This is a genomic window from Emticicia sp. GW821-FHT11C11 (assembly GCF_058808615.1).
Genome location: NZ_JBXARV010000004.1, coordinates 250,201 through 262,445, shown reverse-complemented (window position 1 = coordinate 262,445; position 12,245 = coordinate 250,201). Strand labels below are relative to the sequence as shown.

The window sequence follows — 12,245 nt, the reverse complement described above, 5'->3', positions numbered from 1 at the left end:
ATAGTTTTGTATCTTTTAAATAGCCAAAGCATTGCGCTTTGGCTATTTTTTTATTGTAATATTTATTAACTTTGGGTTAGACTACCCCTAAAATTAAATAAGTCAACCTTTAATCCATTATTGATGTTAATCCTCGCTATATCTGAGTGGACTTCTTTTTTTGGCCGTTTTCATCCACTGCTTGTTCATTTGCCTATAGGTTTTCTGATTATTGTTGGTGTTTTTGAGGTTTTGAAAATTTCAGGACGCCAGAGTTTCAGCCCGGATACCATCAGAGTTCTATTATTGATTTCAGCTCTTAGCGCTACGTTTGCCTGCATAGCAGGATACTTACTTTCACTGGAGGGCGGGTATCAGGAAGAAACACTCGAGGAACATAAAATGCAGGGAATTTGGCTGGCTGTTTTTTGCTGGATTGCCTGGTTATCAAAAATTCAATGGTTGAATGAGCGGGTGGGTGTCAGCAAGGTTATTTATGCGCCGTCGTTACTGTTTTCGTTGATACTGATGATAGCCGCGGGGCATCATGGCGGGAACTTAACACATGGTGAAACCTACCTGACCGACAATACTCCACAACCATTCAGAGCCTGGCTCGGAATGCCGGAAAAAACAGAGCGTAGCAAAGAAGGGCAGGAGGAAAAACCTATAATTAAGAATATCAACGAAGCGCTTGTCTATCAGGATATTATCCGTCCGATTTTCAAACAAAAATGTGAGTCGTGCCATAATGCTAATAAAATGAAAGGTGACTTACGAATAGATGAAATAGATCTGCTGAAAAAAGGAGGGAAGCATGGAGTTATTTTTGTGGCCAGCAATGTGGAAAAAAGCGAGTTTATTAAAAGAATATTGTTGCCGGAGTCGGATGATGATCACATGCCGCCTAAAGGCAAAGTACAGATAACGGAAGATGAACTTGCCCTGCTGAAATGGTGGATTGAACAGGGAGCAACTTTTGATAAGAGAGTGTCGCAAGTGCAAACCAATGAAAGCATCAAACCTGTTCTGGCCAAGTTGGGTAGCAACGCCGGCGGAGCTACACAAGCTACCGGAGTAGCACAGGATAAGTTTGAAGTAGAAGAAAAATTACTGAGCGAAGAAGTTGATAAAATAGATGAAGGAGTTTTGAACGACCTGAAAAAGTCTGGAGCGTTAATATTGCCTTTTGCTCAAAATAACAATTATATAGAAATAAGTTATATCAACAATTCGAAATTGACTGACAATGAGGCGGTTGTGATTGCGAAGGCTCAGGCACAAACACTCTGGCTCAGATTAAGTAATACACAAGTAACTGACAAAATACTGACCGAAGTAGCAAAACTTACTAAACTCACGAGGCTACATCTGGAGCAAACCAAAATCACTGACAATGGGCTGTATCAGCTCAACCCCTTGGTTAGTCTTGAATATTTAAATCTCACGGGGAACAAAATAACCGATTCGGGATTAAAAAATCTTAAAAGCCTTAAAAACTTAAAGAAGCTATACCTCTGGAAAACCGAAGTGACCCCAAAAGGTGCAGAAGAATTAAGAAAAAGCCTTCCAAACCTTAAGATTGAGTTAGGTATGAGTGAAGAGCAAATTGCTGAATTTCTGAAAGCAAAACCAAATGAAACAAGCGATGATGTATATAAGAAAAAATAAAGGTTGGAGTTAAACTCCAACCTTTCCATAATTCTGTTTTACAAAGTTTTCCCATTCATCAATCACCTTTCCTTTCAATACCCTCGGGAATTTATGCTGCCCGCCTTCTTTCCCTCTCAACTTCATCCATTCGTAGAATGCTTTGGTAGGTAACACTCTCAGGAAAACGTTTTTCAATGCATGGCCACGTTCTACGGCATAGTCATCGTTTAATTCGCAAAGTTTTTTATCGATTAGCTCACATAATACTTTTTCGTCGACTTTGTCGTCAGTTGCTACATACCATTGATGTGCAAAAAGTGGGTTATGCTTAAGACCAATAACTGTAAACTCGCGTACATCAATACCCAGGTCTTTAGATACCAGCTCAATGGCATTATTCATGTTATCTACAGACAGGTGCTCGCCACATAAACTCAGAAAATGCTTGGTACGACCGGTAATCTTTATTTCGGCTCTAGTTTTATTGGTAAATTTAACTGTATCGCCAATCAGATAACGCCAGGTACCAGCGCATGTTGAAATTAATAATGCGTAATCAATATCTTCTTCTACCTGATGCACCATCAATGTTTCGGGTTTTTCTACTAAGTTACCGTCTTCATCAAAATTATTTTCGTTGAAAGGAATGAACTCAAAGAAAATACCCTGGTTCAATACTAGTCTCAGGTTGCCATCCGGCCTGTCCTGAAAAGCCAGAAAACCCTCAGAAGCCATGTAGGTTTCTATATAAATAACAGGTTTACCGAATAGTTTTTCCAAACCTTGCTTGTAAGGCTCTAAAGAAACACCTCCCCAGGCAAAAACCGCAAGGTTTGGCCAGAGTTCATGAATGTTTTTCAGATTGTAGCGCTGAATGATTTTTTCGAGAAGAATAGTGTGCCAAGCCGGAACACCCGCCAGAAAACCAATATCCCAATACTTTGCGTTTTCTGTAATTTCTTCCAGTTTATTACTCCAGTTTCTTTCCGCGGCAATTTTTTGTCCGGGTTTATAGAAATTCTGAAACCAGAAAGGCAGGGTGCCCGTTGTGATACCGCTTAAATCTCCTTCATAGTGAGAGTCAACCTCATTCAATGCGGTGCTGCCACCTAACATTAAATAGCCTTTTTCGTAAATATTGGAGGGTAAGGTATTGTAATGACCCAACGCAATAATCTGATTGATACTGGTACGTTGGATCGCCTTAATCATTTCTTTGGTAACCGGAATCGCCTTCGAAGCCGCATCTGACGTACCGGAACTCAACGCAAAATATTTCACTTTGCCAGGCCAGCACACGTTTTTTTCTCCGTTACGAGCTCTGTGCCACCACTCAGCATATATTTTATTGTAGTCATAAATTGGAACAGTCTCCTGAAATTTCGTATAGAATTCTGTACCTTTTTCAAAAATGGAGGTACTCAGTATTTCTTCAAAGTTATATTTTTCTCCAAACTGTGTATACCGAGCCTTTGCTATTAACTTAGTGAAGGCTTTTTTCTGCCATTTCTGTGGTTTTACTTTCCTTATCTTCTGTATTGTACTCGTAAATTTTATGCTTCCTTTTAATAAGCTTCCTAAGACTGCCATATCGAATAAATAAGTTAGTAGTTGAAGTGCAAGCAGGTTTTTAAATCTCAACAACGAATGCTTCCATCGATTGAATATACCTGCGAAATCTTATTATTTCCTAATTAAAGTTTCCACTTTTTCAATGCTTTTATTTCCGGATACGCCGTTCTATCATATTGAACGGGAACAATGGCAACATAATTATTATCCATAGCCCAAATATCAGTATCCTGGCTTTCAGGTTCGCGATTCACAAAATCACCACCCATCCAGAAGTACGGTCTACCATATAAATCTGTACGGGCATCAAACTCTTCTCTCCAGTACCCATTGGTTTGCCGGCATATTTTTATCCCTTTAATAGCCGTATCAGACTTCGCCGGGAAATTAACATTCAAGGCAGTATGTGGAGGAATGCCATTTTTCAATGATTTCTCAACTATTTTTTTCAATAAACGCTTGGTATGACTGAAATCGGCATCATAACGAAAGTCATTAAGCGAGAAACCAATTGCCGGAATCCCCTCAATAGATGCCTCAACCGCCGCCGACATGGTGCCAGAATAAAGAACTGATACGGAGGCATTCATGCCATGATTAATACCACTCACAACAAGGTCAATCTTTCTCCCCTTCAAAAAATGGTGTTTGGCCAGTTTTACGCAGTCAGCAGGAGTGCCTGAGCATTCGTAGGCTTCAACACCTTCAAAAATTTTCGACTTTTTTATGTGTATGGTACTATCAACGGTTATGGCATGCCCCATGCCTGAATTCGGGCTGTCTGGTGCAACAACGAATACATCCCCGATTTTTTTCACTATATCTATTAAAACAGAAATACCTTTTGAGGTAATGCCGTCGTCGTTGGTAACTAAAATAAGTGGTTTCATATAGCTTTATTAATGTCGTACTCACCTGTGCGTAAACGCATGATTCGTAAGATCTCAATTTTTATGCAAATTAACAAAATGTTAGGTATGCAGAGTTTATATTTGCAAAGAAAATTCTCTGATACATGAAGTTGACTTACAGATTTGCTACCACTGAAGACATTGCCCTGATTCGTGAAATTGCTAAAAAAACCTGGTTTGAAACATACGTGCCTATTCTGGGAAAACAACAGCCACAATATATGTTCGATCTGATATACAGCCCGGAGGGGCTGGAAGAACAACTGGCTGCAGGGCAGGTATTTGTTTTACAGTTTTTGACTGATGATACACATAAAGAGGTTCCCGTAGCATTTGCTTCTTATTCAGCGAAAGAGGAAACTGAAAAAGTATATAAACTGAATAAGATTTATCTGAATCCTGATTTTCAGGGTGCGGGTTTAGGAAAGAAACTATTGGCCGAGGTTGAAAAAGAAGTAAAAGAAATAGGAGGTGAGTGGCTCGACCTGAACGTGAACCGATATAATAAGGCCCGGTTTTTCTATGAGAAAATGGGCTTTGAAATAATTGCAGAAGAGGATATTCCTATAGGAGAATACTTTATGAACGACTATGTTATGCGCAAAAAGTTATAGCCGAACTTTTTTTACGCAGGCATCAATCAATTTCTCCAGTCTTGATGTTTGTGTGGCTGCTTGCTTGGCACTTGTTATCCAGCGGGTCATTATCTTTCTGTAATAGGGTGGTTGCTGCTGAAAGAAATCCCAGGCGGTGGAGTTCTTCTGAAAAGCAGCTTCGATTTCCGGTGTGAATACTGCTTCTGCCTCCTGCTCATAAGCATAGACTTTCGACTTATGGTCTTTTCGCTTTTCATAGGCCTTTAGTCCGGCCTGCTTTACCAATCCTTTCGGAATCATTTCTTCCATTTTGTTGATATTCACTGCACTCCATATACTGGTTGGCTTGCGTGGTGTGAACCGGATACAGTAACTTTCATGATCAATTGAACGCCGGACACCATCAATCCACCCGAAACAAAGCGCCTGGTCTACAGATTCTGACCATGTAAGACTCGGTTTGCCTGAGTCTACCTTGTAGTAGCCCACCATTAATTCTTTTTCGGTCTCGTGGTTTTCTTCCAGCCATTTGCGGAAATCATGCTGGTGCGCGAAGAACTTTGCTGTCATTACTGTCTGTGGTTCAAATGCAACCCAAAGATAAAAAAACAGCCCCGGATCAGGACAGAATTCCAAAATAAAATTCATTCCTGATCCGGGGCAATATCTACAGGTACGCAGATTACAATCCGAGTTCTTCTACTATGTGTAAGTTTTTGGTGTTTTTCCGGGTTCTTAATGCTATTTCCGGCTTATACCCATCAGTAGTTTTGGCATAGTAGCCGGTACCGTCATATATACGTTTTCTCGGGTTTTCTTTGCAGGCAACTGAGCAGGTACCTTCCATTTCTACACCGCATTTTTCACAGATAGGTACGTGTTCATTACAATCGGGGTTGGCGCAATTCACCATTCTGTCACAATCAGTGCCGCACACATGGCATTTAGAAATTACAACCGGATTCACCTTGTTTACATCAGTAGTGAGGCGGTTATCGAATACATAGCATTTACCGTCGAAGTCTTCGCCGCCTTCTTCCAGACCATATTTGATAATACCACCATGCAGCTGATACACATCATTAAAGCCCTGAGAAAGCAGATAAGCGCTGGCCTTTTCACATTTAATGCCACCAGTACAATAAGTGATCACTTTTTTATCTTTCAGATGCTCAATTTCATGGATATGATCCGGTAGCTCTCTAAGGTTCTCCATGTCGAAAGTAATGGCCCCTTTAAATTTACCAACCGAGTGCTCATAATTTGAGCGCATATCAACCAAAACAACATCCGGATTGCTCTTTAAAATCTCTTTGAACTCATCAGGTTCTAAATGCTTGCCCGTGCGTTCAAGTGGATTTACGGGCAATTCTGAATGCACAATTTCTTTTTTGATTCTCACATAGAGTTTCGTGAAAGCATGCGTTTCATGGTTTTCTACTTTAAAATCTACTCTTGAAAACCGTGGGTCTGTCTTTATCCAGCTCATGTATTTTTTGCAATCTTCCACTAAGCCGGAAACCGTACCGTTGAGTCCCTCTGGTGCAATGATGATTCTGCCCAGTATGTTGTTGTCGATACAGAATTGATGGTGAATGTCACGATACTCAACTATGCTTTCAATAGGAGCGTATATGTAATAGAGCAAAACTGAATATTTACCCTTTTGCGGCTGAGGAGCCGTGCCGATTTGTTTAGTTGTTTCTTCTGTGTTCATAATTAAATTCAATATTTCAAGGCGCAGACTTGATTTGAATGATGCAAAATTACAAAAGTTATTTTTGTTGTTCTATGATTTTAGTCATTTTAGCATTTATTTTGAAAAATTATCAGAACTATAAATATTGTATAATGCACATTGCGATTACGGGGAATATAGGAGCGGGGAAAACTACTTTAGCAACGAAACTGGCAGAACACTATGGATGGGATGTACTATTTGAGGCCGTTGAGGGCAATCCATATCTGCCACCTTTTTATGAAGACATGGAAAAGTGGTCGTTTCATTTACAGATTTATTTTCTGAACAGCCGCTTTGAACAAGTGCTGAAAATAAAGAAACTGACGGAAGACAGAACTATAATTCAGGATCGCTCCATATATGAAGATGCTTACATTTTTGCTCGCAATTTATATGAATCGGGCAAGTTTAACGAAACTGACTACCAAACTTACCGTGGTTTGTTTAATACCATAACTCAGGCGATATCTCACCCGGACCTTATGATTTATCTGCGTGCTGACCTACCCAAACTGCAAAGGCAGATTCTTAAACGTAACCGTGATTTTGAGAGGAATATCGACCCGGAATACTTAAAAAGTCTGAATAATCTGTATGAAGATTTTGTAAATCTTTATACACATGGTAAACTGCTTACTATAGACGTAAACAATCTTGATTTTGCCGAAAATGAGTCGGATTTAAAGGGGATAATTGATTTAATAGATAAGAACATCAATTTAGGTACTCAGCTGGAAATCAACCATTTATGATGAAATACGCGCGAATTAGACAGAAGTTGAAGCAGCTTTTTTGCTAATTTTTGTGTTTATATACGTTTTTAGCTTGTCCAGATATACGTCATAAATGTCGCTGTCAAACAACCGGGCGTCGTTTGTTGCTTTATATAGGAAATACACCCCAAACAGAAGCAATATAAAATCGGGCATCCAGACACCCAATATTACATACCAAATGCCTTCTTTGGCATATTTATCTCCCAATTGCATTAAAACATACATCAGTATAAAGAAAGTAATAGATATTAACACCGGCATACCAAAACCACCTTTTTTGATAATAGATCCGAGTGAAGAACCTATCAGAAACATAACAAAACAAGCGAAAGCCATCGTGAACTTGTGCCAAAATTCTACATCTGCCCGATACACATCTTTCATTTTGCTCTTTTGTATATCAAGATTCGTCTTGTAATGATCCTGAATACTTTTTGCCTGATTAAAAGCCGTTTCGAATATTTCAAGTACTTTCGATTCTTCGTTCTGTGGTTTTATTTTTTCATTCACCCATTTACCCGGTAGAATCGTCTTTTTGTTGGCCGTGTCCTTTAGAACTCTCTTCAAGTGATGATTATAATATTGGTCCATTGAAGCTATTTGCACCCTTTTTGCTGTTGCAATTTCTTTATGGATGGAGTCCACCTGTTGCGAAAGCTCAAATACATTCTTCATGTATTCGTGGTACTTAAACTGAGACTCGTCTGTTCTTTTCATACCGAATGATTCCAACGGAAACACCAGACGGTTTTGCTTGAAAGAGTTCTTAACAAATTGCGTTTCATTCGGAGCACCTCCCTGGTTATTTTTGTAGTCCATGTAATTGATTCCGTTGAACAACTCAAATACGAGATAGTTGTTATCTAACATGGTATACATTTTACCTGAATCGGCGATGGTCACGTTCATGTTTCCTTCGTTGGTGGTATGATTGTAGATGGTTACACCTTTTAAGGTCTTTCCATCCGGAAATTTCTCCTGAACTTTGATTTTATAACCGGGCAATTCACCATAGAAAATCCCTTCCTTAATATTGAGTGTAACCTTTGTTGTTTTAACATCATATAAAAGGCTATAACCCTTCAGATTAGCCCAGGGAGCTACCGTATTATTGAACCAGAATGAAAATATGCTTATGCCAAATGCAAAAATCAGTGTAGGTAGTAATACCCTGGCGATTGGAATGCCCGAGGCCTTTATGGCTGTGAGCTCCGAGTGTTCGCCGAGGTTTCCGAAGCACATCAAAGAGGCCAGGAGTGTGGCCAATGGCAACGAAATCGGAACGGTTATTAAGGAGAAATAAATAAAAAGCTTAAGAAAAACATCGTACCCCAGATCTTTACCCACAAAGTCGTTGAAGTAAAGCATCAGAAAACGCATTAAAAAAATAAAAACTACCACGCAGGTAGTTAATATGAATGGTCCGATAAAAGACTTTATAACTAACGAATCAACTTTCTTCATTGAGGAAATAAACAATTACCGACACAAAATTCTGAAATGAATTTTGTTTGTACAAGCCGGTTAAGCATATTTAACAAATTATCCACCAACAATCTCACGTAGTTTGTCTATCATACCATCCCACATATCTGTCAGTTCTTCCTCATCTGTGTTATCAGAGTTGTCGGTTACTTTAAAGAAAGTGGCGTTGGTTAATTCACTTTGCTCCAGTTTAAACTCTACATAGTTTCCTCGTTGTTCTTCATTCAGAAAATCAAACTTGGTGGCTTTGTTCATTCTTTGAGAGCTGAGCCGTGCCGGATGGCTTTCGTTATCCCACACAAAATCAAAATTCCCGTCATTAACATATTTAACTTTTGACGCAAACCATTGCTGCAAACCTGATGGGGTGCTGATGTATTGAAATAAGACCTTTGGTGAAGCCTTAAATTCATACTCCCGAGTAAACTTAAATTTTCCCATATCAAAAAGTTTGTTGGTTAATCATTCATGCTTAATACCTATCAGCACGGATGAATCATTATTTCAAGAATATATATAATTTTTTCTTAAAATTCAGATTGGTGAATTTTATTTTTTGCAATGTATGAAAACTTTCCCTAATTTTGCAACATAATATTAAACACTAAGGCTCGTCAGAGCATTTTTTTTGATATTTGTTATTTGGCGGGGTAGCTCAGATGGTTAGAGCGTAGGATTCATAACCCTAAGGTCGGCAGTTCGATCCTGCTCCCCGCTACTTTATATAATGAGGCAGTTACGCATCAAAACCGTAACTGCCTTTTTTTTGTTCAGGTACAACAGACAGTAGAAAATATTTGCTTTGAATTCGTAGTGCAACAATGTTTTAGTGATGGTTTTGACCACCTGCAGGCTCTTAAACCGGAGCTTTATGTTCTCGTAAATGATTGTATTGCAGGCATCTACATGCTACTCACTAATTTTTGCCCTTAAATACTCAACGGTTAAAAATAGTCAATATTTCCCTTATTTATTCCAAACATCGAAAATCTGCGCTCCTTAAACATTATTATATGCAAATTTGTATCGTTAAAAACGACGATCTACCGGTTTAATAAGTCGACTCTCGTTTTTTCGTCTATCTTTTTAAATTGTTATATCTTTGTGTACCGTTAAGTTAAACAAATTGAACCTTATACTGTTTTGAACAGTAAGAATAAAGCCTTTAATATTGAACTATTTGCTATTATGAACAAGAAAAAGAGTTTTCATCGTATGCTACTAGGGTTAACAGGAATAGCCCTATTGAGCACAAGCTGTGTAAAAGTTGATTTTGAAAAAGAACCAGATCAATCTTCTGCCACATTGTTTCCGAATGGGGTAACTATCCCGACTGACTTCAAATGGTCGTCTGTTAAGACGATAGATTTTCGGGTAGCTGTTGATGACAAGTTTAACGGACAGTATTTTTACCGCGTTGAATTGTACGATAACGATCCGATGCTAGGTACAGATGCTAATCTGCTGAGTGCAGGCCAGGCTAAACTGGGACAGGATTTTGTTGGAACAATCGTAGTGCCTACTGCATTACAGTATGTATATCTTAAACAGACTTCGCCTGTTGGAACCCCATCTGTTACAATGGTAGAGGTAGGAAATGCTACTTCAATATCTGTTTCTAAAACAACTTCGGGTGCTATGCGTGAAGCGGCGGGCTCGTCGATGACTGGTACATCGAGTGTTAATACAGCTACTGCTGTGGTTGTGCCGGGTGATGCCATCCAGATTACCGGAAACGGAACTGTTACTGTAGAGTCTAACAAATCTTATGTTGTTAAATCAGGAATAACTTTTACCGGACAAATCAACGCAAATAATGGTACAAGCGGTGCCAAAATTTATATTGAGGGAACGTGGAGAAACCAGAATTATACCTTCCAACTGGGTAATAACAATGCGTTGTACACAACAGCTACGGGAACAATCGATATGACTAACGTAGTTCAGAATACGGCAGGGGCTTTTTCAAACTATGGTACTGCGTTGTTATCTGATTTGAATACGTCAAACGAAACCTTATATTCCAACTATGGTACATTGACTGTAAAACAAGCTACATTCAGCAACGGAAGTTTTACCAACTTTGGTACTGCTACATTTCAGACTTTGACCAGTACAACCGGATCAACCAAGATTCGGAACGAAGGAAGCCTGGATATTAAAACGGTTTCACTTACAAATGCAACATTAGAGGCGGTTTGTCATACTACAATTGAAAATCTGAATACCAATAATGCAATTATTAATGTAGGAGAAAAGGCTTTGTTAAGTGTGAAGAAATTAGAATCAGGCGGAACACGCTTTAACCTAGCATCTTCAGCTATACTGGATGCATGGAATTGGGCTAAGTTCAATAGCAATAGAAACTATATGACTGGAAGTGGAACAAGCAAAGCCTTGGCCCGCTTGAAGAAAGTAGATGTAGAAAACCAATGGCAAGCAATCACTTATTCGGGTAATTTGGAAATTGCCAGTTCAGAGCATACAGCTAATGGACAATGGAGTACATTTTATATCCTGAACAGCCCTGCTACTTTAGTACCTTACGACAAATCGACAGTTGTGATTGCCGCTACCGCATGTAATGCAGGTGGAAATAATAACAGCAATTCTGGTACTCCTCCAGTCAATCAACCTGTGACTGAAGTTAATTTGGGAACATATTCTTACGCATTCGAAGACAACTGGCCTGATACCGGTGATTATGACATGAACGACTTTGTTGTGGATATGAATATTACCAAGTTCCAGAATTCATCAAATAAGATTACTAAGATTGCATTAAAAGGGAAACTACGCTCGGTTGGTGCTTCAAAGAGAATGGGTGCAGCGGTACAGTTGGATGGAGTACCTACAGGAAATGTGAAATCAGTTACTTATTCACGTGCAGATTTCGTGGGGTCTGGTTTAAAGCTGGGATCTAACGGTGTAGAATCAGGACAAACCTATGCAGTAGCGTCTATTGTTGACGATGCGCATAAAGCCTTCGGTGTCGCTGACACGCGATTTATATCAACACAAAGCGGTGGAGGTTATAACCCGGTAGATGTGGTGATTACTATAGAGTTTAATACACCACTGGATAATTTCACTTATCAAAGCTTAAATGTATTTATCGTTAATTCGAGCCAGAATGCTACTGTTAGAAACGAAGTGCACATGGTAGGATATGCGGCTACAGATAAGATAGACAGAAGTTTGATTGACAGAGTGAAAGGAAGCAAATTATCACCAGCTGACGCGTTCAAGTCGATTCATAGTGAACCTTGGGGATTGTGTGTTCCTGTCTCTTTAGTATATCCACTGGAAGCGAAGAACATTAAAGATATGTATCCGAAGTTTGAAAGCTGGGCAGTAAGTGGAGGTACTCAAAATCCAAACTGGTACCTTGAAAGAAAATAAATAGTACTACTCTATTAGTGCAGGGCTCTTCTCCTTTTATATTTGGGGAAGAGCCTCTGCATTTTCAGACCTGCCGGTTTAAAGAATTGCTTACGGAAAAAACATAACCTTCGGAACTCACGATTTCTGC

At 39.2% G+C, this 12,245-nt stretch carries 10 protein-coding genes and 1 tRNA gene; 5 read left to right on the top strand and 6 right to left on the bottom strand.

The window, feature by feature from the left end; all coding sequences use genetic code 11:
• Positions 1-123 precede the first annotated feature (123 nt).
• Complete coding sequence (locus tag AC1RRY_RS20915) at positions 124-1,650, top strand: c-type cytochrome domain-containing protein (RefSeq protein ID WP_492823406.1); 1,527 nt, start codon at positions 124-126, stop codon at positions 1,648-1,650.
• Positions 1,651-1,659: 9 nt separating this feature from the next.
• Here the strand turns inward: AC1RRY_RS20915 and AC1RRY_RS20910 are convergent, their stop codons facing one another.
• Together AC1RRY_RS20910 and surE are read right to left on the bottom strand one after the other, a co-directional pair.
• Positions 1,660-3,222 carry a GH3 family acyl-acid amido synthetase gene (locus tag AC1RRY_RS20910; protein WP_492823408.1) on the bottom strand — a complete coding sequence of 521 codons (1,563 nt, stop codon included), beginning with the start codon at positions 3,220-3,222 and terminating at the stop codon, positions 1,660-1,662.
• A 104-nt stretch (positions 3,223-3,326) separates the two neighbouring features.
• Positions 3,327-4,094, bottom strand: coding sequence for a 5'/3'-nucleotidase SurE (gene surE, locus AC1RRY_RS20905; RefSeq protein WP_492823410.1), 768 nt, complete (start codon positions 4,092-4,094; stop codon positions 3,327-3,329).
• A gap of 125 nt (positions 4,095-4,219) precedes the next feature.
• Between surE and AC1RRY_RS20900 the strand changes: the two genes are divergently transcribed.
• Positions 4,220-4,729 carry a GNAT family N-acetyltransferase gene (locus tag AC1RRY_RS20900; protein ID WP_492823412.1) on the top strand — a complete coding sequence of 170 codons (510 nt, stop codon included), beginning with the start codon at positions 4,220-4,222 and terminating at the stop codon, positions 4,727-4,729.
• Here the strand turns inward: AC1RRY_RS20900 and AC1RRY_RS20895 are convergent.
• Together AC1RRY_RS20895 and trhO are read right to left on the bottom strand one after the other, a co-directional pair.
• The gene (locus AC1RRY_RS20895) at positions 4,724-5,281 is read right to left on the bottom strand and encodes a YdeI/OmpD-associated family protein (protein WP_492823414.1); all 558 of its coding nucleotides are present in this window, start codon (positions 5,279-5,281) and stop codon (positions 4,724-4,726) included. The two genes, AC1RRY_RS20900 and AC1RRY_RS20895, sit on opposite strands and share 6 nt — an antisense overlap.
• Positions 5,282-5,393: 112 nt before the next feature.
• Complete coding sequence (gene trhO, locus AC1RRY_RS20890) at positions 5,394-6,428, bottom strand: oxygen-dependent tRNA uridine(34) hydroxylase TrhO (protein WP_492823416.1); 1,035 nt, start codon at positions 6,426-6,428, stop codon at positions 5,394-5,396.
• Positions 6,429-6,562: 134 nt separating this feature from the next.
• Between trhO and AC1RRY_RS20885 the strand changes: the two genes are divergently transcribed.
• Positions 6,563-7,204 (top strand): deoxynucleoside kinase, encoded by a 642-nt coding sequence (locus AC1RRY_RS20885; protein WP_492823418.1) that lies wholly within the window; start codon positions 6,563-6,565, stop codon positions 7,202-7,204.
• 15 nt (positions 7,205-7,219) lie between these two features.
• On the opposite strand, the gene AC1RRY_RS20880 is transcribed toward AC1RRY_RS20885, so the two are convergent.
• Both AC1RRY_RS20880 and AC1RRY_RS20875 read right to left on the bottom strand, forming a co-directional pair.
• Positions 7,220-8,692, bottom strand: coding sequence for an LptF/LptG family permease (locus AC1RRY_RS20880; RefSeq protein WP_492823420.1), 1,473 nt, complete (start codon positions 8,690-8,692; stop codon positions 7,220-7,222).
• A 78-nt stretch (positions 8,693-8,770) separates the two neighbouring features.
• A complete protein-coding gene (locus AC1RRY_RS20875) occupies positions 8,771-9,154 on the bottom strand; it encodes an START-like domain-containing protein (RefSeq protein WP_492823422.1) in 384 nt (127 codons plus the stop codon).
• A 203-nt stretch (positions 9,155-9,357) separates the two neighbouring features.
• Between AC1RRY_RS20875 and AC1RRY_RS20870 the strand changes: the two genes are divergently transcribed.
• Positions 9,358-9,431: transfer RNA gene (locus AC1RRY_RS20870), tRNA-Met, on the top strand.
• A gap of 470 nt (positions 9,432-9,901) precedes the next feature.
• Complete coding sequence (locus AC1RRY_RS20865; protein ID WP_492823424.1) at positions 9,902-12,115, top strand: LruC domain-containing protein; 2,214 nt, start codon at positions 9,902-9,904, stop codon at positions 12,113-12,115.
• Positions 12,116-12,245: the final 130 nt, after the last annotated feature.

Excerpts from the sequence above, each read along its gene's own strand:
- AC1RRY_RS20865 (WP_492823424.1), top strand. The coding sequence starts at position 9,902 with ATGAACAAGAAAAAGAGTTTTCATCGTATGCTACTAGGGTTAACAGGA.
- AC1RRY_RS20885 (WP_492823418.1), top strand. The coding sequence starts at position 6,563 with ATGCACATTGCGATTACGGGGAATATAGGAGCGGGGAAAACTACTTTA.
- AC1RRY_RS20875 (WP_492823422.1), bottom strand. The coding sequence starts at position 9,154 with ATGGGAAAATTTAAGTTTACTCGGGAGTATGAATTTAAGGCTTCACCA.
- trhO (WP_492823416.1), bottom strand. The coding sequence starts at position 6,428 with ATGAACACAGAAGAAACAACTAAACAAATCGGCACGGCTCCTCAGCCG.
- AC1RRY_RS20910 (WP_492823408.1), bottom strand. The coding sequence starts at position 3,222 with ATGGCAGTCTTAGGAAGCTTATTAAAAGGAAGCATAAAATTTACGAGT.
- surE (WP_492823410.1), bottom strand. The coding sequence starts at position 4,094 with ATGAAACCACTTATTTTAGTTACCAACGACGACGGCATTACCTCAAAA.
- AC1RRY_RS20900 (WP_492823412.1), top strand. The coding sequence starts at position 4,220 with ATGAAGTTGACTTACAGATTTGCTACCACTGAAGACATTGCCCTGATT.
- AC1RRY_RS20895 (WP_492823414.1), bottom strand. The coding sequence starts at position 5,281 with ATGACAGCAAAGTTCTTCGCGCACCAGCATGATTTCCGCAAATGGCTG.
- AC1RRY_RS20880 (WP_492823420.1), bottom strand. The coding sequence starts at position 8,692 with ATGAAGAAAGTTGATTCGTTAGTTATAAAGTCTTTTATCGGACCATTC.
- AC1RRY_RS20915 (WP_492823406.1), top strand. The coding sequence starts at position 124 with ATGTTAATCCTCGCTATATCTGAGTGGACTTCTTTTTTTGGCCGTTTT.